This window comes from Brevundimonas sp. KH_058, assembly GCF_057838505.1.
The window spans coordinates 1,387,662-1,408,529 of record NZ_CM174469.1; the positions used below are offsets into that span (position 1 = coordinate 1,387,662).

Below are 20,868 nucleotides of genomic sequence, written 5' to 3' on the forward strand. Positions count from 1 at the left end.
GAAATCATTACGCCCCGGAGACACGGCTGAATCTACCGATAGACTCAAATGCGAGCTGGGGGATTGATGAGGGCGGCCAAGCCTACGTGAAGATTAAACCCCCAGGTGACCGATTTGTTGAACTCTATGCTGACTGCCCCACGCGAGAGGACTGTCATTTGCCTGACTTCGCCTTGCAGCTCAGCGCTAAGCCGCGTTGAAGGTCAGCAGCGCGAGCGAAATTTTAGATTTCACCCGAACTGCGTTGAGTCGCTCCGGGTGCTATGAATCGATATGAAGAAGGCGACCTGATCAGACTGGCGGAGCGGTCGGCTGGATCAGGGCGGCCTTGCGGCGGACGTGCTCACGCCAGGCGGTGTAGAGGCCGCTGCTTGCGATCAGGGCGGCGCCGGCCAGGGTGCTGAGGGTCGGGGTCGTGGACATCAGCCACCAGCCGAAGACGATGGCGCCGACGATCTGGAGATAGTCGAAGGGCGCGACCACGGCGACGGGCGCCTTTTGCAGCGAGGCGGTCATGAACAGCTGGGCCAGGCCGCCGGCGATCCCCGATCCGATCAGCAGGGCGAAGGTCAGGGGCGAATGCCAATGACCGACGAAGGGCAACAGGATCGCCCCCACGATCGACGAACCGACGAAGAACCAGAAGACGATGGCGGCGACATGTTCGGTGTCACGCAACTGGCGCAGGGTGATGGTCACGCCGGCCGTCAGCAGGGCCGCGACCAGGCCGAAGGCGATCCCCTCGACCGGTACGGCGTGGTCCGCCCCCGGTCTCATGACGATGATCACGCCGATGAAGCCCACGGCGACGGCGGCCCAGCGGCGTGGCCCGACGGCTTCCTTCAGGATCAGGAAGGACAGCAGGGTGGCGAAGATGGGGGCGGTGAAGCTGAGGGTCGTGGCGTCGGCCAGCGGCAGCAGCGTCAGGGTCTGGAAGACGCACAGGATCGAGACGATGCCCAGGGCGCTGCGACCGACATGGGCGAAGGGCCGGCGCGTGGTCAGGCCCGCAAGACCGCCCGGCTGGGTCAACACCCAGGCCAGCACCACCGGCAGGCCGAAGAAGGCGCGGTAGAACAGCATCTCGGGCGCGACGACGCCGTCCAGCGACGCCAGTTTCAGCACCGCCGCCATGATCGAAAAACACCCGGCGGCCGCGATGCGCAGGGCGATGCCGCGCGCGACATCCTCGCCGCATCCGCCTGTCGCCTGAACGCCCTTGACCATCCGCGCCTTTCGATGCGGCCGGGGCGATGAAGGCCCCAGCCGCAGGACCAGTCGTACGGCTTACGCCTGGCCGGTTTCGACAGGCTGTTGGGCGATCTGCTGCTGGCGGGCGATGTAGATGGCGGCGAAGTCGATGGGGTCGAGCTGGAACGGGGGATAGAAGCCGCCGTCGGCCGTGGCGCCCGAGATGATCTCGCGGGCGAACGGGAACAGATAGCGCGGGCATTCGATCAGCAGCAGGGGCTCGATGTCCTGCTCCTGAACATTGGCCAGCTGGAACAGGCCGCCATAGACCAGTTCGACGTGGAAGACGGGCTGGTTCTCGTGGGTCGCCTTGATCGACAGCTTCAGGTCCAGCTCGAACAGGCCGTCGGGGCGGCCCTGGGCGGCCATTTCGACGCCCAGGTCGATGGCCGGCTTGCCGTCGATGCGCAGGGATTCCGGGGCGCGCGGGTTCTCGAACGAGAAGTCGCGGACATACTGGGCCAGGATGCGGAAGCCGGGGCCGGCGGGCTGGCCCTGTTGGGCGTCGCCTTGCGGGGGCTGTTCGGTGGGAGGAGCGGCGTCGGTCATGTGAACGGTCTTTGGCGCGATTGGAGGCCGATGAGGCCACAATGAGGCGCCGCGACTACCATGCCGGGACGCTTGGCCGCAACGTCGCGCGCGCGATTGGGGGGCGCGCTTCGCCTTGCCTCACCCTATATGACACCGTAATCACGCCAGACACACGTTTGACGCGCCCGTCTTCGCTACAGGAATCTCCCCCTTGAACATACCTGTCCAGTTCCAGGTCGTCGTCTTCGCCTTCATCGCGGCCTTCGTGCTGTTCCAGCTCTATAACGTCCTGGGCAAGCGGGTGGGCCGCCAGCCGCAGGAAGACGCCAAGGCCGTCCTGCCCGGCCCGGCGCCGGCCGAGACGGCCAAGATCCCGGCGATCGACCCGGCCACGCTCGCCTCCATCGCCACGCTGAAGGCGCGCGATCCGGCCTTTGACCCCGCGCGGTTCCTGGACGGGGCCCGTCAGGCGTATGAGACTATCGTACGCGGCTATGCCGCCGGCGACCGGGCGGCGCTGCAGCCGCTGCTGAAGCCCAATGTCATGGCCTCGTTCGAGGCCGGCATCGCTGCGCGCGAGACGCGGGGCGAGACCGAGGCGGTCGAGTTCCTGTTCCCGCCCCGCGCCGATCTGGAAGGCGCCGTCGCCGAGGGCGACCGGGCCGTGGCCAAGGTACGGTTCCTGGCCGAGCTGCGCAGCCGCGTGACCAAGGTCTCGGGCGAGCCCGCCGACGTCGAGACCGGCGAGCCGGTGATCGAAGAGCGTCGCACGGCCGAACACTGGACGTTCGAGCGCACCCTGGGCGCGGCCGATCCCAACTGGGTCCTGGCCCGCGTCGAGCCGGCCAACGCCTGATGTCTGTCGTGCGGCAGGTCGGAGCCTGGCCGCTGACGCTGGCGAGCGTGCTGGCCGTCGCAGCCTGTTCCACGGGGCCCATGACGCCGGTCGTGCCTGTGGGCCCACAGACGGGGCCTGTTCCCTATACGCCGTCACCGACGCCCGGCGCCCAACAGCCCACGCCGTCCAATGCGCTTAGTCCCGCCGTTTTGCCGGGATGGAGCGCGGAGGATCACCTGGCGGCCTTCCGCGCCTATCTGGATGGATGCGGCGCGGCTCGCGATACGGCGGCGCGCGCCGTCTGCGGACGCGCCAAGGCCATGGCGACGACTACCACCGTCACCCCTTCCGACGCCCGCGCCTTCTTCGAGGCCAGTTTCAGCGCGGTCCCGGCCGCGACGGCGGACGGCCGGCCCGGCCTGCTGACCTCCTATTTCGCGCCCGAGTATCCGGCGCGACGCCGGCAGGACGCCGAGTTCTCGGCCCCCGTCCTGCCCAAGCCCGCCAATCCGCGCGGCGCCGGCGACCGGGCCTATATCGAATCCGGCGCCCGACCGGATCAGGCCCTGGCCTGGATGCGGGCCGAGGACCTGTTCTTCCTGCAGATTCAGGGCTCGGGCTATCTGACGTTCGAGGATGGGACACGCGGCCAGGCCGCCTACGCCGCCGACAACGGCAAGCCCTTCGTCGGCATCGCCCGGCCCATGGCCCAGCAGGGCCTGCTGCCCCAGAACGGCACCTCGGGCGACGCCATCCGCGGCTGGCTGGCGAGCCACCGGGGCTATGAGGCCCAGGCCGTCATGGCGCTGAACCCGCGCTACATCTTCTTCCGGCTGGACGCGGACGACGACGGCCATCCGGCCGGCGCGGCGGGGATACCTCTGACCGAGCGGCGCGCCATCGCGGTAGATTCAGCGCACTGGCGCTATGGCGAACTGGTCTGGCTGGAGGCCGACGGCGGCAATCTGCGCGGCGCCACGGCCAGCTATCGCGGCCTGGCCATGGCGCTGGACACGGGATCGGCCATTCGCGGGCCTGTGCGGGCCGACCTCTATATGGGACGCGGCGACGCGGCGGGGGCCGAGGCCGGGACCGTGCGCCACCCTTTGCGGATGTGGCGCCTGGTCCCGAAGGGTTAGGCCCTCCCCTCAGGCCAGGTCCTCGATCTCGTCCTCGGTCAGTTCGCCGGGGACGATGGTGACGGGCAACTTTCGTCCTCCCAGCTGGGCGCCCTGTTTGATGATGGCCGAGACCAGCGGACCGGGACCGCGCGAACCGGTTCCCGCCGCCAGGACCAGGATCTTGATGTCGGGATCGGCGGCGACGACCTTCTTGATCGCGGCCTGGGCCTCGCCCCGTTCGATCAGGAAGACCGGGGCGGCGCCGGAACGGGCCATCGCCTCTTCGCCTACCCGGTTCAGCAGAATTTCCGCCTCTTCGCGCTGCTGACGCTCGATCTCCTCGCGCACGCCCGACCAGTGGGCGTCGCTGTCGGTCGGCAGGACGCGCAGCATGACCACGCGCCCGCCCGTCGATTTCGCCCGGCGCGAGGCGAACCGCAGGGCGGCCTCGAACTCGGGGCTGTCGTCGACGACAACGAGGAATTTTCTCGGCATGGCGGCCTCCCCAGCCTGATCAAGGGCCGAAGAGGCCGTGAGACGCCCGCTTCGTCAAGCGCCGAAGACGATCGCTCGCTTATCCATTCATCGCCGCCGTCGCCAGGTCGCGGATCGTGGCGTTGGCGATGGTCAGCTTGGCGAAGGTCCAGCCCGAGCCGGACTGTTCGATCTCGTCCACCGAGGCGCGCACGCCCTCGACCGAAGCCTGTTTGGAGCCGATCCAGGCGTCCACGGCGCCCTCGGCCGCATCCTCGCTGACACCCACCGACGGATCGGAGGCGCGGGCGACGGCGCGGGTCAGGGTCGCCTGCTCGTTCATCAGATCCTCGATCAGGCGACGGACGGCCAGACGATCGAAATGATCCGCAGACGGAATGGAGCCGGCGGCGGCGCGCAGACGGTCGAAGTCGAAGGCGGCCCCGACCTGGTGATACAGCCGCGCCATGGCCGCGACAGGCCAGTTCGCCTCCTGCGCCAGATCGCCGATGTCGGAGGCGGCGACCAGCGGACGCATGATGGCGATGCTGCGGGTCAGGTCTTCCGGCGCGCCGTGGTCGGCGAACGTCTTGACCCGCGCGTCCAAACGCTCCTGTTCGAAGCGCGACAGGACCAGCGAACCCTCGGCCTGGAGGGCGTCGGCGATGGGACGATAACGGTCGATCAGGGCCTGGACCGACAGGCCGCCCTTGGCGCGACGGGCCAGCCAGAAGGTCTGGCGGCGCAGGACGACGGCGATCTCCTGATAGAGGGCCGTCTGGGCCTCGGCCGAGATCTTCAGGTCCAGGGCCGAGACGGCGTCCCAGGCCTGATCCAGACGGAAGACGCGACGCGCGGCCTCGAAGGCGATGATCAGGGCGGTGGTGTCGCATTCCGCCGAGCCGCGCAGACGGTCGGGGAAGGTCGGGCCGCACATGTTGACGACTTCGTTGGCCATGACGGTGGCGATGATCTCGCGCCGCAGCCGGTGGCTCTTCATCTCCGGTTCGAACCGGGCCAGAGCTTCGGGGAAGTAGCGGACCAGAATCTGTTCGAAGAAGGGATCCTCGGGCGCTTGCGAGGCGACGATGTCGTCCGACAGTTCCAGCTTGGCATAGGCCATCAGGACCGCCAGTTCGGGCCGGGCCAGCGGAATGCCGGCGGCCATCAGCTCCTTGACGCGGGCATCGTTCGGCAGGCCCTCGACCTTGCGGTCCAGTTTGCCGCGCGCCGACAGGGCCTGCATGAACCGCTGCTGGGCGTCCAGAGCGCCGACGCCCTCGGCCTGTTGCAGGGTCAGGGCCAGGGTCTGGTCGTAGTTGTGGGCCAGCACCTTCAGGCCCACCTCGTCGGTCATGGAGGCCAGCAGGGCGGGGCGCTCCTCGACGGGCAGTTCGCCGTTGGTCACGGCCGAGCCGACCAGGATCTTGATGTTGACCTCGTGGTCGGACGTGTCGACCCCGGCGGAGTTGTCGATGGCGTCGGTGTTCATCCGGCCGCCGGCCTGGCCGAAGCCGATGCGGCCCGCCTGGGTGAAGCCCAGGTTGGCGCCCTCGCCCACCACCTTGACCCGCAGTTCGTCGGCATTGATGCGCAGGGCGTCGGTGCCCTTGTCGCCGACCTGGGCGTCGGTCTCGGCCGCCGATTTCACATAGGTGCCGATGCCGCCCAGATACAGCAGCTCGGCCGGCGCCTTGAGGATGGCGCGGATCAGGCTGACGGGGTCCAGCACGTCGTCGGTGATGTCCAGCGCCGCCTTGATCTGGGGCGTCAGCTGGATCGACTTGGCCGAGCGCGAGAAGACGCCGCCGCCTTCGGAGATCAGGCCCTTGTCGTAGTCCTGCCAGGACGAGCGCGGCAGGTCGAACAGGCGCTTGCGTTCCGTCCAGCTCGCCACATGATCCGGGTTCGGATCAATGAAGATGTCGCGGTGATCGAAGGCCGCGACCAGGCGCGTGGCCTTGGACAGAAGGGCGCCGTTGCCGAAGACGTCGCCGGACATGTCCCCAACGCCGACCATGGTGAAGGGCTGGGTCTGGATGTCCTTGCCCATCTCGCGGAAGTGGCGCTTGACCGCCTCCCAGGCGCCGCGCGCCGTGATGCCCATCGCCTTGTGGTCATAGCCGATGGAGCCGCCCGAGGCGAAGGCGTCGCCCAGCCAGAAGCCGTAGGAGGCCGAGACGCCGTTGGCGATGTCCGAGAACGTCGCCGTGCCCTTGTCGGCCGCCACGACCAGATAGGGGTCGTCCCCCTCCCACGCGATAACATTGGCCGGATGGGTCACGGAACCGTCGGCGGCGATGTTGTCGGTGATGTCCAGCAGGCCGGATAGGAAGGTGCGATAGGCGCGGATGGCCTCGCCCTGAATGGCCTCGCGGTCCGTCGTGCGGGGCAGTTGCTTGGGATAGAAGCCGCCCTTTGAGCCGACCGGCACGATGACGGCGTTCTTGACCTGCTGCGCCTTCACAAGACCCAGCACCTCGGTGCGGAAGTCATCGCGACGGTCGGACCAGCGCAGACCGCCACGCGCGACCGGGCCGAAGCGCAGGTGGACGCCCTCGACGTGCGGCGCCCAGACGAAGATCTCGCGATAGGGTTTGGGCAGAGGCAGGTCGTCCAGCTCGCGCGAGGCGATCTTGATCGCGATGTGCGGCTTGGGCGCGCCGTCGGCGTCCAGCTGGAAATAGTTGGTGCGCTTGATCGCCCCGATCAGAGCGGCGATCCGGCGCAGGGCCCGGTCGTGATCCAGGCTCTTCACGTCCTGAAGCAGGGCGAGAATTTTGTCGTTCAGCTCGGCGACGGCAGGCGCGCGGTCGTCGGCCGAGCCGCCGGTCGGCTCGAACTTGGCCTTGAACAGCGACAGCAGGGCGCGGGCCACATCGGGATATTCGCGCAGGGCCTCTTCCTGCACCGTCTGCGATGGGTCCAGGCCGGTCTGCTGGCGATAGTGGGCCAGGGTGCGAATCAGGGCGGCCTCGCGCCATTCGACGCCCAGTTCGATCACCAGCCGGTTGAAGCCGTCGCTCTCGTTGCGGCCGGTCCAGACGGCGGCGAAGGCCTGTTCGAACGGCCCCTTCACGTCGTCGAAGATCAGCGCCTCGCCGCGCGGATCCTCCATCAGGAACTCGTGGACGTGGATCTCGGTCTCGCCCGTCGGCCGGATCGGATAGCCGTACTCCTCCAGCGTCTTCAGGCCCATGTCCGCCAGGATCGGCAGAACGTCGGACAGCGGCACGGCCGGACCACGACGATAGAGTTTGAATCGGAACTGCAGGCGGCTGTCGTCAATGGAACGGAAGGCGCGCACGGCGACGGCCTTGCCCTCGCCCGGCAGACCGGTCTCATTCAGCCGGTTCACATATTGCAGATCGATCGCGGCCTCGTCGGCGTCATAGCGGTCGCGATAGGCGGTCCCGAAGGCGCGGGCCCATTGAGCGCTCAGCGGTCCGACAGCGACTTCCTCGACGCCCGAGCGACGCAGGGCGCCTTCGAAACGATCGATCCAGCCACGTCCGGCCTCGGCGACATCGGCCTCCAGCTGAACCGGATCGGGGATCGGATGCTCACCGGGGTTCACGCCGATGATGTAGTGGACCCGGACCAGGGGCGCGTCCGACAGTTGCGGATACCAGGCCGAGATCCGGCCGCCCCAGGCGCGGGCGACGATCTGGCCGATCCGCTCGCGCACGGCGGAATCGAACTTCTCGCGCGGGATGAAGCACAGGACCGAGACGAAGCGGTCGAACGGGTCCTGACGCGAGAACAGGCGGATGCGCGGCCGGTCGTAGAGGTGAAGGATGCCCAGGGCGATGGACAGCAGTTCGTCCTCGGTGATCTGGAACAGCTCGTCGCGCGGATAATTCTCAAGGATATTCTTGAGGCGTTTTTCATTGTGGCTGCCCGGCGCCTTGTCGGCGCGGGCCAGGGCGTTGGCCACCTTGCGACGCAGCAGCGGCACTTCGGTCGCCAGTTGGTCGTAAGCCTCAGAGGTGAACAGGCCGACGAAACGGGTCTCGCCCGTGGCCTTGCCGTCCGGGCCGTAACGCTTGACCCCGACGTAATCCATGTAGGCGCGGCGATGCACGCGCGAGCGGGCGTTGGCCTTGGCCACGGTCACCGGCTCGCTGAGGTCCAGCTGGCGGCGCATCTGACGCGTCAGGACCGCCGGCTCGGACGCGCGGCGCAGCACGGTGCGTTCCGGGTCGGCCAGAATGCCCAGGCCGTCGGTGGACTGGCCCAGGGGCGCCTCGGCCTCGTAGTCGCCGTCCGCGTTCAGCGGATAGTCGTAGTCGCGTGCGCCCAGGAAGACGAAATGGTCGCTCTTCAGCCATTTCAGGAAGGCGATGTTCTCGGCCAGCACGGCGGGATCGACCGACGGCGGCGTTGCCTCCAGCCGCTGAACCGCCTGGCGCATCAGGGCCGCCATGGCCTCATGGTCGGCGACGGCGGCATGCACGTCCGCCAGGCTCTGGGCCAGGCCCTCGCCGAGAGCGTCACGACGCTCCTGCGGCACGCTGTCGATGACCAGCATGATGATCGAAAGGCGACGGCCGTCCAGCTCCACCACCGGGTGGAACAGGGCGCGCACCGAGACCCCGGCCTCGGCCAGGGCGCCCATGACGCTGTCCACCAGGAAGGGGGCGTCCGTCTGGACGATGCGCACCAGGTCGTAGTCCAGAGCCTTGCCGTCCGCGCCCTGAAGCGGGCCGACGGTGATGACGGGCGCCGCGGCGTCGTTCGGATAGGTCCTGGCGGCGGTCCAGGAGGCGGCGAGCAGGGCGGCCAGATCCTCACCGCTCAGCTCGGGCGTCTCGTCGGCCGCATAGTCCTCTTGCGCCTGGGTCAGATAGGCCTGTTCGACTGCACCGGGCCCGGTTCCAACGATCTTGGCGAAGGCCGCCTCCAGCGCGGCCTTGGTGATCGGCTGAACGGAGGTTTGGCGCAGATCGGGGGCGGTCATGGACGAGCAGTCTCGAACAACGCGGCAGGGCCGCAAGAAATGCGGCGCGACGCGGCGCCACCCCCGCTGACTAGGCCAGGTCCGGTCGCTCGGGAAGCCCCTGGCGACCGATCGTTGTGATGATCAGCGATCAGGTTGGAATTATTGTGCAGCGCCACAAAGCAGAAAGCCGCCGGACTGGGGGAGTCCGGCGGCCTGCGCGAGCGGCGCCTGGAGGGGAGGGGAGGGCGCCGGTCTCGCTTCGCTGCGGTTCGGAGGGGGGAGTGTCCCGCAGCGTCGAAAACAAAAATGGGAAGCCCATGTCGTCGTTCAAGAGCGGGCGCTGGGGATTCTTCGCGACATTTTGGCCTCTGTCCGGCGCCGACTGCTGGCGTGGACAACGGATTTCGATGCTATGCGTTGTGAGGGGTCAACGGTGAAGCTGGAGCACCCGATCATATGCGTCGCTTTCTTATGGGATCGATCGTGGCGGCCGTGGTCGGCCTGTTGCTCGCAGGCGCGGGATACTGGGCCTATTGGAACTTCTATTCGCGGTTCCAGCCGGTCACAATCAGCCGCAATCAGGCCGAAGTCCAACAACTGCTCGACGAGGCCTCATGGGTGTCGGACGGCAGCGGCGGGCAGGCCCTCTATATCGTCACCTATCGCGACAGCGCCTCGGCCCATCGCTACGAACGCGACGAGGTCGCCAAGCTGAAGGCCGCAGGGATCGAGACCCGTTTCATCCTGTTCGCCCGCCCCGATCTGGAGGGCGCGGCGCAATCGACGGCGGCGGAGCGCGCGACGGTCGCCGAACTGTGGCTGACCCGCGACTGGCCCCTGTACGAGCGCTGGATGGCGACGCCGGCGAGCAGCTGGACCGCAGCCGGCCTGCCCCAGGCCGACGGTAATCTGGCGCGCACGGCCGTGGTCGAGGCCGGACGGCGGTTCGACGAGCGACTGAGCCGGCTGCTGAAGGAGTCCGGGGTCGAGATCAGCTATCCGCTGATCCTGTGGCGCGATCAGAACGGCTTCCTGAAAGCCTGCGGCTGCGCCGACCGTCGCGCCTGGGCCTTCATCCGCGACGATGTCGGGGCGCCGGATCGGTTGGGAGCGTCCGAGGATGCGCCGATCGCGCCCGATGCCGAGACCGAGGGTCCGACGGCGCAAGGCGAGGCGCCGGCCATGCCCTATCCGGCGCTTCCGGCTATCCCGCCGGTCGATGCCCCGGATGCGAACACGACGCCGACGCCGGGATCGCCCCAGGCCCAGCCCGCCGCGCCGTCTCGACCGAACCGCCCGGGTTCGATGCCGCGCGCGGCGCCGGCCCCGACCAAGCAGGACGACACGATCTTCTATTGATCAGAGGGTTCGGGAGGCGGCGATCAGGCGATCGACGTCCTCGGCGTCCTGATACAGACCGAAGCCGAAGCGGATCACGTCGTCGCGCACGTCGGTGACCACGTCCGCCTGGCGAAGACCGGCGCACCAGGCCTGGGCGTCGGGGTGACGAAGGGCCAAGAAACGGGCGCGCGGCGCGTCGCCGATCACCGGGTTGAGAATTTCGGCTTGGCTCAGCACACCGGCGCGGCCGTTCTGAACCGCCGTCTGGAAGCGGCCGGCAAGATCGCCGGCGTGGGCGGCGACAGCGGCGGTGTCCAGCCCTTGGTTCTCCAGCATCCGGCGCGCGGCGTTGAACCGATAAAGCGCAGAACAGTCGAAGGTCGCCCCCCAGAAGCGGCCGCCGTCGCTGCGATACTGGACCCCGCCGGGCGGTCCCGACAGATCGCCGAACTCCGCGAACCAACCGGTCACAACGGGGCGCGGACAGAAGCCGGGCGGGGCGTGCAGGAAACAGGCGCCCTCGCCCGCCATGGCGTATTTGTAGCCGCCGGCGACATAGAAGACCCGGTCCGCCACCGACGACAGGTCGGTCGGGGTCGCCATGAAGCCGTGATAGCCGTCGATCAGGACCCAGGGGCCTTCTGGCCGGGCCAAGGCGGCGAGATCCTCGATCTGGTCGAACAGGCCGCCGGTGCGGAAGAAGACCTGGCTGACCACGATCCAGTCGTAGCCGCCCTTGGCCGCCTCGGCGACGAAGCGGTCGGCGAAGGTGTCGAAGGGGGCCAGGGGAATGCGGGTGACCACCGCAGCCCCGATCTCCTCCCACCGCTCGGCCTGACGGCGGAAGGAGTGGAACTCGCCGTCCGTCGCCAGGATGCGGACCGGCGTCCGCTCCACGCCCGAGAACAGGCGCAGCAGGAAATCGTGGGTGTTGGAAGAGAAGACGATACTGTCGGGCGACGACAGGCCCAACTCAGCGGCGACCTGCGCCTGGGCCTCGGGGATCACCTGGCCGAAGACGAGATCCCACTTGTGGTCGGCGTGCAGATTGGCGTCCACCCAGGCCTGCTGCTGCGCCTCGAAACTGGCGTCCGGCCACAGGTGATGGCTGTGCGCCGCGAAGTGCAGCCGCTCGGGGACCGCAGACAGGGCGCGGGAGAAGAGGGACTTGTGGCTCATCGCTTGACCAGATCGAACAGAACGGCGTCGTCCGCTCGCGAACCATGAACGATGGCCAGAAAGCGAAGTTCACCCGGAAGGACGGCGTAGTAGAGATTATAGGCGCCATGGACGGATCGGCGGATGCGCGGATCGAAGTTCGCCTTTAGACGGCTTTCGGGATCTAGCGCCAAGGCGCGGGCGGCGGCGCGAAGCTCACGGACGAAGCTCAGCGCGCGGCGCGGACTGTCCTGCGCGATGTGATCGGCGATCTGTTCGAGATCCCTCTCGCTGCCGGGCGAGAAGACGACCTTCATCCCTTGGACTGATCCGCCGCGACAAGGGCACTGTATTTGGCTTCCAGCCGGTCGAACACCGCCTCGGCGTCTTCGTCGGGGCCATCGCGTTCGGACTGAAGGTGGTGGCGCAGTTCGTCCGGGGTCATCGGGGTCGTGGATCGGCCGACGAGCCAATGCGTCAGGGCCTCGCGTACGGCCTCATCGGTCGAAGCGAACTCGCCGGCGTCCACGGCGGCACGCAGTTCGCCGATCATATAGGCCGGTAGGTCCGTCGATATCCGTTCGTGCCTGCCCATAGCGGTCTCCTTTAGATCAGGATCGTCCAGAGACCGCGCCGAGGCAAGCGGCGCCGCCTAGACCAGCGCGCCGTGGCAGTGTTTGAACTTGCGGCCCGAGCCGCAGGGGCAGGGCGAGTTGCGGCCGGTCATTTCCCAGCCGGGGGGCAGCATCTCGATCGGCAGTTTGGAGCGATCGTCGCCGATCAGCGTGCCTTCCGGGTTCTGGGCCGACGGATTGGCCATCTCGTTCTCGCCGGTGCCGGGGTTCAGGTGGATTTCCTGGAACTCGGGCAGTTCGGGCGGGGCCTGGAAGCGGAACTCGACCGTCATCAGCCAGCGGGTGACGTTGTGACGCAGGTCGTAGAGCAGGCTCTCGAACAGGGAGAAGGCCTCGGTCTTGTATTCGTTCAGCGGGTCGCGCTGGCCATAGCCGCGCAGGCCGATGACGCCGCGCAGGTGGTCCAGGTGGACCAAATGCTCGCGCCATTGCATGTCGATCATCTGCAGCATGAACTGCTTTTCGAGGCCGCGCGTCTGGTCGGCGCCGATTTGTTCCAGGCGTTCGGCGGCGCGGGCGTCGGAGGCGGCCAGCAGCCGGTCCTCGATCTCCTCGTTCGACACGCCTTCCTCGGCGGCCCAGTCATGCAGCGGCAGTTCCAGACCCAGGGTCGAGCGGACCTTCTCGTCCAGACCGTCGATGTCCCACTGCTCGGCATAGGCCTTGGGCGGCATGTAGCGTTCGACCAGGTCGGAGACCACGTCGCGGCGGAAATCGCCGACCAGTTCCGACAGGTCCTCGGAGTCCATGAACTCCTGGCGCTGCTCGAACACGGCCTTGCGCTGGTCGTTCACGACGTCGTCGTATTTCAGCAGGTTCTTGCGGATGTCGTAGTTGCGGGTCTCAACGCGCTTCTGGGCGGTCTCGATGGCGCGGTTCAGCCAAGGGTGGGTGATGGCCTCGCCTTCGGCCACACCGAAGGTCTTCATGATCGAGTCCAGACGGTCGCCTGCGAAGATGCGCAGCAGGTCGTCCTCGCAGGACAGGTAGAATTTCGAGGTGCCGGGGTCGCCCTGACGGCCGGTGCGGCCGCGCAGCTGGTTGTCGATACGGCGGCTCTCGTGGCGCTCGGTGCCCAGGACGAACAGGCCGCCGGCGTCCAGCGCGATCTTCTTCTGGACGGCGATGTCGGCCTTGAACTGGGCCTCCTGGGCCACTTCCATCTCGTGGGTGACTTCGACAGCCATATTGCGCTGTTCGAGCATCCACTTCTGCATCTTCATTTCGAGGTTGCCCCCGAGCTGGATGTCGGTGCCGCGGCCGGCCATGTTGGTGGCGATGGTCACCACGCCCGGCAGACCGGCGTCGGCGACGATATAGGCCTCCTGCTCGTGCTGACGCGCGTTCAGGACGGAGTGCGGGATGCCGCGCAGCTTGGTTTCGTAGCTGATGTCATAGGCCGCGTCGCCGATCTTCTCGGCTTCCTTGGCCTTGCCGGCGTACTCAGGCTTGAGCGTGCGCGAGACCTCGACCTTGTATTCGAACTTGCTCAGCAGGTCCGACAGCTGTTCCGAGCGCTCGATCGAGACCGTGCCGACCAGGATCGGCTGACCGGCCAGGTGGCACTCGGCGATCTGTTTTGCGATGGCCTGGTTCTTCTCGGCGTGGGTCCGATAGACCTCGTCGTCATAGTCCTTACGCTGGATCGGCCGATTGGTCGGCACTTCCAGCACGTCCATCTTGTAGATGTCGCCGAACTCTTGCGCTTCCGTCGCCGCCGTGCCGGTCATGCCCGACAGCTTTTCGTACAGGCGGAAGTAGTTCTGGATCGTCACCGAAGCCAGGGTCTGGTTCTCGGGCTGGATCTTGACGTCTTCCTTGGCCTCGATGGCCTGGTGCAGACCTTCGGACAGGCGGCGGCCGGTCATCATGCGACCGGTGAATTCGTCGATCAGGACGATCTCGCCGCCCTTGATGATATAGTCCTTGTCGCGCTGATACAGGGTGTTGGCGCGCAGGGCCTGGTTGGCGTGGTGGACCAGGCTGATGTTGGCGGCGTCGTACAGGCCGGTCGTGTCGGCGGCGAAATGCCCGCCGCTTTCCAGCGACTCTTCGATCCGCTCGGAGCCCAGCTCGGTCAGCAGGACCTGCTTCTGCTTCTCGTCGAGCTCGAAGGTCTCCTTGTCCTTGATTAACTCTTTGATCAGGCCGTCGAGCACCTTGTAGAGGTCCGAACGGTCCTCGGTGGGTCCCGAGATGATCAGAGGCGTGCGCGCCTCGTCGATCAGGATGGAGTCGACTTCGTCGACGATGGCGAAGTTGTGCGGACGCTGCACCATCTCGCGCCGGTCATAGACCAGGTTGTCGCGCAGATAGTCGAAACCGAACTCGTTGTTGGTGCCGTAGGTGACGTCCGAATTATAGGCCTGCTGACGCTGGCCCTGGCTGAGGCCGTTGACGATGACGCCGACCTCAAGACCCAGGAAGCGATAGACCTTGCCCATCGTCTCGGCGTCGCGGCGGGCCAGGTAGTCGTTGACGGTGATGACGTGCACGCCCTTGCCGGGCAGGGCGTTCAGATAGACCGGCGCCACGGCGACCAGGGTCTTGCCTTCGCCGGTCCGCATCTCGGCGATGCCGCCTTCATGCAGGATCATGCCGCCGGCCAGCTGGACGTCGTACTGACGTTGGCCCAGCACCCGCTTGGACGCCTCGCGCACGACGGCGAAGGCTTCGGGCAGGATCTTGTCCAGGGTCTCGCCGTTCGCCAGCCGGTCACGGAAGGCGTCGGTCATCATCCGCAGTTCGTCGTCGGACAGGGCCTCGAACTTGGGCTCCAGCGCATTGATGCGCTGGGCGTGGTCCTGGAAGGCCTTGACCTTGCGGTCGTTGGAAGAGCCGAAAAGTTTCTTGGCGAAGCCGAGCATGTTGGATCCGGTAGCGGTCGAGCGTCTGCGAGCTGAGCGGCTCTGAAATCCCGTGAGGGGCGGCGATACGGACGCCGCGAGAGAGGCCCTGAACGATCACGGCCCCGGAGCGCCGCATCAGGCGCGCGCGAAGGGCCGCGCAGACGATCAAAACCCCTCGACTTGGGCGCAGGCGGGACTTAAGCACCGGCCTAACCCCTGTCAACGCGAGGGGCTTTCGGCCGCCTTCGACGGAGCGCCCCCTTGACCCCCTTCCGGCGACCTTCAAACCTTCTGACGACGGCGCTTATGGCGGCTGTCCTGGCGACGGGCGCCTGTTCACGCGGCGGCGACGACCGGCCGCCTGAACAGGGCGACCAGGCCGTGGCGACGGTTCAGGACGAGACCATCTGGGCGTCGGACGTGAAGCGCGAGGCGGTGGCGCAAGGCCTGATCGGCGAGGGTGAGGCGCTGGATGCGACCTCGGATCTTTTCCGTCGCGTGCTGGACGAGGTGATCGACCAGAAACTGCTGGCCGGCGAGGCGCAACGCCGCCGGCTGGATTCTTCGCCCCTGGCGCAGCGACGTCTGGAGGCGACCCGCGAGCGGATTCTGGGCGACATGCTGGTCGAGAGCGTGGTCAACAAGGCCGTGTCCGACCAGGCGGTGCAGACCCTTTATAATGAGCAGCTTCGGCTGGCGAAGACCTCCGAGGAGATCCGGGTGCGCCTGATCCTGTCGCGCACCAAGCCCGAAGCAGACGCCGTGATCGGCATCCTGGGCCAGGGCGCCGGCTTCGAGGCGGTGGCGGCGGAGCGGTCGGCGGACGAGGCGACGCGGTTCTCCGGCGGCGACCTGGGCTATTCGACGCTGGACGTCATGCCGCAAGCCTATGCCGACGCCCTGCGCGACAAGCCGGCCGGATCGACCGTCGGCCCCTTCCAGACCGAGGGCGGCTGGGCCGTGCTGCGGGTCGAGGATCGACGCAAGGAAAACCCGCCGACGCTGGAACAGGCGCGTCCACAGATCGTGCGCTATCTGACCTATGAGGGCGTGCGCCAGTTGCTGGAACAGCTGCGTGGCAAGGCCAAGGTCGATGTGCGCCTGCCTGCACAGTCGCCGCCCGCCGCCTCAGCCGCGCCCGCCCCGGCGTCCACCCCGCCTCCCGCACCGGCCGCCTGACATGACCAAGCCCCCCTCCACGACCGGCCAGAAGATCGAACATGTGTTCGAAAAGGCGCTGGATCCGTTCGCCACGGCCCTGAAGCGCGCGACCCGCACGCCGGGATCGGATGCGGCCGTCGCGGCGGCTGCGCCCGCCGCCGGCAAGCCCGGCCTGGCCGTATCGCCCCTGGCCGTGCCGTTTCCGACCATCCCGCCCATCGGCGGGGTCGAGATCGCCACCGCCCGCGCCGGATTCTACAAGCACGAGCGCGACGACCTGGTGGTGTTCCATTTCGCGCGTGGCACCAGCTGTGCCGGGGTCTTCACCCGCCACAAGATCGGCTCGGCGCCCGTGGATTGGTGCAAGAAGCATCTGACGGGCCCCGAGGGTGGCAAGGACGTGCGGGCCCTGGTGGTCAACGCCGGCTGCGCCAACGCCTTCACCGGCAAGGCCGGCGCCGACGCGGCGCGCCGCACGGCCTCCGAGGTCGCCAAACGGTTCGGCTGTCGCCAGCGCGACGTCATGCTGGCCTCGACCGGGGTGATCGGCGTGGTGCTGGACGAAAAGAAGATCGTCGCCAAACTGCCCGAGATCGAGCACGGGCTGGACGCCGACGCCTGGGCCAGGGCCGGCCGGGGCATCATGACCACCGACACCTTCCCCAAGGGCTCGTACGCCGAGGCCGAGATCGAGGGCTACAAGGTTCGCATCGCCGGCATCGGCAAGGGGTCGGGGATGATCGCGCCGGACATGGCGACCATGCTGGCCTTCATCGTCACGGACGCCGACATCCATCCCAATGTGCTGCAGGCGCTGCTTGGCCTGCACGTCCGCACCACCTTCAACAGCGTGACGGTGGACGGCGACACCTCGACCAACGATACGGCCTTGCTGTTCGCCACCGGAACCTCGGGCGCGCCGCGCATCGGGCGGGTCGGCGACCGTCGCCTGAAGAGCTTCTCGGCTGCACTGGACAAGGTGATGCTGGATCTGGCGCACCAGCTGGTGCGCGACGGTGAGGGCGCGACCAAGTTCGTCAAGGTGACGGTGGACGGCGCGGCCAGCCCGGCATCAGCTCGAAAACTGGCCAAGTCCATCGCCGACAGCCCCCTCGTCAAGACCGCCATCGCCGGCGAGGACGCCAACTGGGGCCGGGTCGTCATGGCGGTCGGCAAGACCGAGGAGCCGGTGGATCGCGACCGCCTGGGCATCCGGTTCGGACCCAACGTCGCCGCCGTGGATGGCGCTCCGTCCGCGACCTACGACGAGGCGAAGATGAGCGCCTATATGAAGAACCCCGAAATCGACATCACCGTCGACGTGGGCGCGGGCCGGGCCTCGGCGACCGTCTGGACCTGCGATCTGACCAAGGGCTACATCGAGATCAACGGCGATTATCGCAGCTGATTTCGTGATAGGGTGAGGTCATGAGCGCCAAGCCGAAACCACTGAATCGCTACGCCCAGGAATTCCCGCCGTTCGTCAGCAGCGAACTGAACGCGGATCTCGACAGCGAACATCCGTCCGAGGACGCTCTGGAATGGGTTAGGCTTCAGCATGATCGCGCGCTTGCAGACCCCCGGCCGGCCCTGACGTCCGAACAGGTTCGGCTGAACCTTCTGGCCCGACACGAGGCGCGGTTGAAGCGCGACGCCAACGCGTGAGCCACAAGCTCGTCTGGCTTCCGAGCGCAGAATTCGATCTTGAGGCGATCTACGACCTCATCGCCTCGGACTCGCCCAAGGCGGCCTACGATTTCGTCGAAAACATCCGCCATCGCTGCGAAGCCTTCGCCGATTTTCCATTCATGGGCCGCAGTCATGATGGGCGGATGTATCAATTCACCTTTGATCGACGGGTCCGCGTCAACTACGCCGTGACAGACACTGAAGTGCAACTGTCCCAATTTCGCTATCTCGGCCAACAATGACTGAACCTCTCCCCACCGTCCTGGTCGTCGCCGTCGCCCTGATCGACGTGGACGGGCGCGTGCTGATCGCCAAACGGCCGCAGGGTAAGAAAATGGCCGGTCTGTGGGAGTTTCCGGGCGGCAAGGTCGAGCCGGGAGAGCGGCCCGAGGCGGCCCTGATCCGCGAGCTTAGGGAAGAACTGGGCATCGACGTCAGCGAAAACTGTCTGTCGCCATTTGTTTTCGCCAGCCACGCTTACGATTCGTTTCACCTGTTGATGCCATTGTATCTGTGCCGACGGTGGGACGGCGTGGTCACGGCGCGTGAACACGACGGCCTGGCCTGGGTGAAGCCGAGCAAACTTTCGGACTATCCCATGCCGCCGGCGGACGAACCTCTGGTCGCCTGGTTGCGCGACCTGCTCTGATCACCGCCGACCAGGGAGGCCGGCCATGCGACGTCTTATCGGCCGATTCCTGCGTAATGAGAGCGGGGCCACCGCCATTGAATACGGCCTGATCTGCGCCCTCATCTTCCTGGCGATCGTCACCTCGTTCAGCGCCCTGGCGAATACCCAGAACGGCGGCTTGGCCGTGACGGTGGAACGACTGACCACCGCCATGAAGGCCGTCGTCGGCAACTAATCCGACTCGCCGGTCATTTCCCTGACGCCCAAGGCATCGGCCAGACGCGTCTTGGCCGAGCCGCGGGGCAGGGGCTTCTGCTGACTCTCGTGCGGTTTCCAGCCGGCCAGATGGATGATCTCGAACGTCGCCAGGATACGACCGTCCGGCTGGGCATGACGTTCGGCATAGAGGGCGGCGGCGCGGGCGACGATGCGGCGGTTCAGCGGTCGGACCGATCCATGCAGCACATTGGTCTCGCCCATGGCGCGCAGGTCGCGGATCAGGGCGAACATATCGGCATAGCGGACGGTGAACCGGTCCACGTCGGAGACGGGCAAGGCCAAACCCGCCCGCTGCAACAGGGCCGCGCCGTCATAGCCGTCGGCGAAGGGCGAAACCCGCGCCTGAGCCCCGCCGCGTTCCTCCAGTTCGACCTCGGTCAGGATGGCGCGCAACTCCTTCAGGGTGCCCGCGCCGAACAAAGTGCCTATGAACAGGCCGTCCGGTTTCAGCGCCCGCCGGATCTGGGCCAGGGCGCCGGGCAGATCGTTGGCCCAGTGCAGGGTCAGCAGCGAGACGATCAGATCGGTCGATCCATCCTCAAGCGGCAGGGCTTCCGCGCCCGGCGCCGCGCGTTGGGCCAGGGAGACGGGCGTCAGGATCGATCCGACGCGACCGGCGGCGTCGCTGGATCGAACCGCGCGCTCGAACACCCCTGGATGGTCGGATAAATCGACCACAACGAGAAAATCGCGCAGTATGGCTTCCAGGCTCTCTGCGGCGTTGGCGGCGGCGCGGGCGTGCAGGAAGTCGGCCTGGTCGAACCGGGCGGCGGACCGCGCCAGTCGCGCCTGACGTCGAACGGCGTCGAAGATGCGCGGGGGGCCTTCGGACGAGGATGGGGGGACGGTCATGAACGCACAGGATGGGGGCTGGCGGCGCGCCTGGGAAGGGGCAGGGCGACAGTTGCGCGGCGCGGGACGCGGCTTGGCCGATCTGATCCTCCCGCCGATGGCGCATGACAGCCGCGAGGCGACGGCCGCCGCAGGGCTGACGCCCGACGCCTGGAGCCGCATCAAGTTTCTGGAGGCGCCGGTCTGCGACGGATGCGGGGCCGCGTTCGAATATGACGGCGGCGCCTTCGCCGAGGACCGCTGCACCGCCTGTATCGCCCAGCCCTATGTTTTTCAGCGCGCGCGGGCGGCGTGCCTGTACGACGAGGCGTCTCGCGGGCTGATCCTGAGGTTCAAGCATGGGGACCAGCAGCAGTTCGCACCCCTGTTCGCCCGCTGGATCGGCCGGTCCGCCGCCGATCTGGTCGAGGCGGCCGATGCGGTTGTTCCCGTGCCGCTGCATCCGTTGCGTCTGCTGTCACGCCGCTTCAACCAGGCCGCCGAGATCGCCCGACCGCTGGCCCGCGACGCGAGACGCGACTATCTGCCCGACGCCCTGGTCCGCACGACCCATACGACCAGCCAGGGCGGCAAGAGCCAGCGCGGGCGGCGTCTGAACGTCAGAAAGGCCTTCGCCGTGACCGAGGCAGGGCGGCGTCGGATCCGGGGACGGCGCATCCTTCTGATCGACGACGTGTTGACCACGGGCGCGACCGGAGAGGCCTGCGCGCGCGCCCTGCTCGACGCCGGAGCGCGCGGCGTGGACCTGGCGGTCATCGCACGGGTGCGAAACGCCCGTGAACTGACTATGTAACCCCTATCGCTCCCCGCGCGGCGGCTCGCTGCCTGGAGACACACTGTTCTGGAGACCTGATTTGGCCGACGTCGTCATCTACACCAAGCCCGGCTGCCCCTATTGCTACAGCGCCATGGCGCTGCTGAAGAAGAAGGGCGTGGACTATACCGAGATCGTCGCCTCGAACGATCCCGAGAAGAAGTCTGAGATGGTCGAGAAGTCAGGCGGCCGCATGACCTTCCCGCAGGTCTTCATCGGCGGCAAGCACGTCGGCGGCTCCGACGACGTCCACGCCCTGGATCGCGACGGCAAGCTCGACGCGCTTCTGGCGGCCTGATCCC

General features: G+C 67.4%; 20 protein-coding genes. 11 read left to right on the forward strand and 9 right to left on the reverse strand.

Translation table 11 applies throughout. From position 1 onward, the window contains the following. Window positions 1–291 precede the first annotated feature (291 nt). Both AC3ISA_RS06600 and secB read right to left on the reverse strand, forming a co-directional pair. Window positions 292–1,227 (reverse strand): DMT family transporter, encoded by a 936-nt coding sequence (locus AC3ISA_RS06600; RefSeq protein ID WP_489179820.1) that lies wholly within the window; start codon window positions 1,225–1,227, stop codon window positions 292–294. A gap of 60 nt (window positions 1,228–1,287) precedes the next feature. Then, window positions 1,288–1,800 (reverse strand): protein-export chaperone SecB, encoded by a 513-nt coding sequence (secB, locus tag AC3ISA_RS06605; protein ID WP_489179821.1) that lies wholly within the window; start codon window positions 1,798–1,800, stop codon window positions 1,288–1,290. 199 nt (window positions 1,801–1,999) lie between these two features. On the opposite strand from secB, the gene timA reads away from it, so the two are divergent. Both timA and AC3ISA_RS06615 read left to right on the forward strand, forming a co-directional pair. After that, window positions 2,000–2,638 (forward strand): TIM44-related membrane protein TimA, encoded by a 639-nt coding sequence (gene timA / locus AC3ISA_RS06610; RefSeq protein ID WP_372691744.1) that lies wholly within the window; start codon window positions 2,000–2,002, stop codon window positions 2,636–2,638. Further along, window positions 2,638–3,759 (forward strand): MltA domain-containing protein, encoded by a 1,122-nt coding sequence (locus AC3ISA_RS06615; protein WP_489179822.1) that lies wholly within the window; start codon window positions 2,638–2,640, stop codon window positions 3,757–3,759. The genes timA and AC3ISA_RS06615 overlap by 1 nt, the downstream gene beginning before the upstream one ends. Window positions 3,760–3,768: 9 nt before the next feature. Here the strand turns inward: AC3ISA_RS06615 and AC3ISA_RS06620 are convergent, their stop codons facing one another. Continuing rightward, the gene (locus AC3ISA_RS06620; protein ID WP_489179823.1) at window positions 3,769–4,236 is read right to left on the reverse strand and encodes a universal stress protein; all 468 of its coding nucleotides are present in this window, start codon (window positions 4,234–4,236) and stop codon (window positions 3,769–3,771) included. A 79-nt stretch (window positions 4,237–4,315) separates the two neighbouring features. After that, window positions 4,316–9,175: an NAD-glutamate dehydrogenase gene (locus tag AC3ISA_RS06625; RefSeq protein WP_489179824.1), complete on the reverse strand. Its 4,860-nt coding sequence runs from the start codon at window positions 9,173–9,175 to the stop codon at window positions 4,316–4,318. A 438-nt stretch (window positions 9,176–9,613) separates the two neighbouring features. On the opposite strand from AC3ISA_RS06625, the gene AC3ISA_RS06630 reads away from it, so the two are divergent. After that, window positions 9,614–10,516: a hypothetical protein gene (locus tag AC3ISA_RS06630; RefSeq protein ID WP_489179825.1), complete on the forward strand. Its 903-nt coding sequence runs from the start codon at window positions 9,614–9,616 to the stop codon at window positions 10,514–10,516. Here AC3ISA_RS06630 and AC3ISA_RS06635 read toward each other — a convergent pair whose 3' ends face one another. The 4 genes from AC3ISA_RS06635 to secA are packed head-to-tail and all read right to left on the reverse strand — an operon-like array spanning window position 10,517 to window position 15,158. Continuing rightward, window positions 10,517–11,677, reverse strand: coding sequence for an aminotransferase class V-fold PLP-dependent enzyme (locus tag AC3ISA_RS06635; protein ID WP_489179826.1), 1,161 nt, complete (start codon window positions 11,675–11,677; stop codon window positions 10,517–10,519). Then, complete coding sequence (locus AC3ISA_RS06640; protein WP_489179827.1) at window positions 11,674–11,973, reverse strand: type II toxin-antitoxin system RelE/ParE family toxin; 300 nt, start codon at window positions 11,971–11,973, stop codon at window positions 11,674–11,676. The genes AC3ISA_RS06635 and AC3ISA_RS06640 overlap by 4 nt, the downstream gene beginning before the upstream one ends. Continuing rightward, window positions 11,970–12,251: a ribbon-helix-helix domain-containing protein gene (locus AC3ISA_RS06645; protein ID WP_372691635.1), complete on the reverse strand. Its 282-nt coding sequence runs from the start codon at window positions 12,249–12,251 to the stop codon at window positions 11,970–11,972. The genes AC3ISA_RS06640 and AC3ISA_RS06645 overlap by 4 nt, the downstream gene beginning before the upstream one ends. Before the next feature lie 57 nt (window positions 12,252–12,308). Next, on the reverse strand, window positions 12,309–15,158 hold the full coding sequence (gene secA, locus AC3ISA_RS06650; protein WP_489179828.1) for a preprotein translocase subunit SecA: 2,850 nt from the start codon (window positions 15,156–15,158) through the stop codon (window positions 12,309–12,311). Window positions 15,159–15,446: 288 nt separating this feature from the next. Here secA and AC3ISA_RS06655 point away from each other — a divergent pair, with 288 nt between their 5' ends. The 6 genes from AC3ISA_RS06655 to AC3ISA_RS06680 are packed head-to-tail and all read left to right on the forward strand — an operon-like array spanning window position 15,447 to window position 18,856. Further along, window positions 15,447–16,319 carry a peptidylprolyl isomerase gene (locus AC3ISA_RS06655; RefSeq protein ID WP_489179829.1) on the forward strand — a complete coding sequence of 291 codons (873 nt, stop codon included), beginning with the start codon at window positions 15,447–15,449 and terminating at the stop codon, window positions 16,317–16,319. Window position 16,320: 1 nt separating this feature from the next. Continuing rightward, window positions 16,321–17,709, forward strand: a complete 1,389-nt coding sequence (argJ, locus tag AC3ISA_RS06660; RefSeq protein WP_489179830.1) for a bifunctional glutamate N-acetyltransferase/amino-acid acetyltransferase ArgJ — start codon at window positions 16,321–16,323, stop codon at window positions 17,707–17,709. 20 nt (window positions 17,710–17,729) lie between these two features. Continuing rightward, a complete protein-coding gene (locus tag AC3ISA_RS06665) occupies window positions 17,730–17,966 on the forward strand; it encodes a hypothetical protein (RefSeq protein ID WP_372691640.1) in 237 nt (78 codons plus the stop codon). Beyond that, complete coding sequence (locus AC3ISA_RS06670; protein ID WP_372691642.1) at window positions 17,963–18,232, forward strand: type II toxin-antitoxin system RelE/ParE family toxin; 270 nt, start codon at window positions 17,963–17,965, stop codon at window positions 18,230–18,232. Before AC3ISA_RS06665 ends, AC3ISA_RS06670 begins: the two co-directional genes overlap by 4 nt. Beyond that, window positions 18,229–18,639: a (deoxy)nucleoside triphosphate pyrophosphohydrolase gene (locus tag AC3ISA_RS06675; RefSeq protein WP_489179831.1), complete on the forward strand. Its 411-nt coding sequence runs from the start codon at window positions 18,229–18,231 to the stop codon at window positions 18,637–18,639. Before AC3ISA_RS06670 ends, AC3ISA_RS06675 begins: the two co-directional genes overlap by 4 nt. A 25-nt stretch (window positions 18,640–18,664) precedes the next feature. Beyond that, window positions 18,665–18,856, forward strand: coding sequence for a Flp family type IVb pilin (locus AC3ISA_RS06680; protein WP_372691644.1), 192 nt, complete (start codon window positions 18,665–18,667; stop codon window positions 18,854–18,856). On the opposite strand, the gene AC3ISA_RS06685 is transcribed toward AC3ISA_RS06680, so the two are convergent. Then, window positions 18,853–19,752 (reverse strand): methyltransferase domain-containing protein, encoded by a 900-nt coding sequence (locus AC3ISA_RS06685; protein ID WP_489179832.1) that lies wholly within the window; start codon window positions 19,750–19,752, stop codon window positions 18,853–18,855. The genes AC3ISA_RS06680 and AC3ISA_RS06685 overlap by 4 nt on opposite strands. Between AC3ISA_RS06685 and AC3ISA_RS06690 the strand changes: the two genes are divergently transcribed. Next, a complete protein-coding gene (locus tag AC3ISA_RS06690; RefSeq protein WP_489179833.1) occupies window positions 19,751–20,545 on the forward strand; it encodes a ComFC family protein in 795 nt (264 codons plus the stop codon). The genes AC3ISA_RS06685 and AC3ISA_RS06690 overlap by 2 nt on opposite strands. A gap of 61 nt (window positions 20,546–20,606) precedes the next feature. Beyond that, the gene (gene grxC, locus AC3ISA_RS06695) at window positions 20,607–20,864 is read left to right on the forward strand and encodes a glutaredoxin 3 (RefSeq protein WP_489179834.1); all 258 of its coding nucleotides are present in this window, start codon (window positions 20,607–20,609) and stop codon (window positions 20,862–20,864) included. Window positions 20,865–20,868 lie beyond the last annotated feature (4 nt).

Excerpts from the sequence above, each read along its gene's own strand:
- AC3ISA_RS06600 (WP_489179820.1), bottom strand. The coding sequence starts at position 1,227 with ATGGTCAAGGGCGTTCAGGCGACAGGCGGATGCGGCGAGGATGTCGCG.
- AC3ISA_RS06680 (WP_372691644.1), top strand. The coding sequence starts at position 18,665 with ATGCGACGTCTTATCGGCCGATTCCTGCGTAATGAGAGCGGGGCCACC.
- AC3ISA_RS06675 (WP_489179831.1), top strand. The coding sequence starts at position 18,229 with ATGACTGAACCTCTCCCCACCGTCCTGGTCGTCGCCGTCGCCCTGATC.
- AC3ISA_RS06665 (WP_372691640.1), top strand. The coding sequence starts at position 17,730 with ATGAGCGCCAAGCCGAAACCACTGAATCGCTACGCCCAGGAATTCCCG.
- AC3ISA_RS06625 (WP_489179824.1), bottom strand. The coding sequence starts at position 9,175 with ATGACCGCCCCCGATCTGCGCCAAACCTCCGTTCAGCCGATCACCAAG.
- AC3ISA_RS06635 (WP_489179826.1), bottom strand. The coding sequence starts at position 11,677 with ATGAGCCACAAGTCCCTCTTCTCCCGCGCCCTGTCTGCGGTCCCCGAG.
- argJ (WP_489179830.1), top strand. The coding sequence starts at position 16,321 with ATGACCAAGCCCCCCTCCACGACCGGCCAGAAGATCGAACATGTGTTC.
- AC3ISA_RS06620 (WP_489179823.1), bottom strand. The coding sequence starts at position 4,236 with ATGCCGAGAAAATTCCTCGTTGTCGTCGACGACAGCCCCGAGTTCGAG.
- AC3ISA_RS06630 (WP_489179825.1), top strand. The coding sequence starts at position 9,614 with ATGCGTCGCTTTCTTATGGGATCGATCGTGGCGGCCGTGGTCGGCCTG.
- AC3ISA_RS06655 (WP_489179829.1), top strand. The coding sequence starts at position 15,447 with ATGGCGGCTGTCCTGGCGACGGGCGCCTGTTCACGCGGCGGCGACGAC.
- secB (WP_489179821.1), bottom strand. The coding sequence starts at position 1,800 with ATGACCGACGCCGCTCCTCCCACCGAACAGCCCCCGCAAGGCGACGCC.
- AC3ISA_RS06640 (WP_489179827.1), bottom strand. The coding sequence starts at position 11,973 with ATGAAGGTCGTCTTCTCGCCCGGCAGCGAGAGGGATCTCGAACAGATC.
- AC3ISA_RS06615 (WP_489179822.1), top strand. The coding sequence starts at position 2,638 with ATGTCTGTCGTGCGGCAGGTCGGAGCCTGGCCGCTGACGCTGGCGAGC.
- AC3ISA_RS06690 (WP_489179833.1), top strand. The coding sequence starts at position 19,751 with ATGAACGCACAGGATGGGGGCTGGCGGCGCGCCTGGGAAGGGGCAGGG.
- AC3ISA_RS06645 (WP_372691635.1), bottom strand. The coding sequence starts at position 12,251 with ATGGGCAGGCACGAACGGATATCGACGGACCTACCGGCCTATATGATC.
- AC3ISA_RS06685 (WP_489179832.1), bottom strand. The coding sequence starts at position 19,752 with ATGACCGTCCCCCCATCCTCGTCCGAAGGCCCCCCGCGCATCTTCGAC.
- secA (WP_489179828.1), bottom strand. The coding sequence starts at position 15,158 with ATGCTCGGCTTCGCCAAGAAACTTTTCGGCTCTTCCAACGACCGCAAG.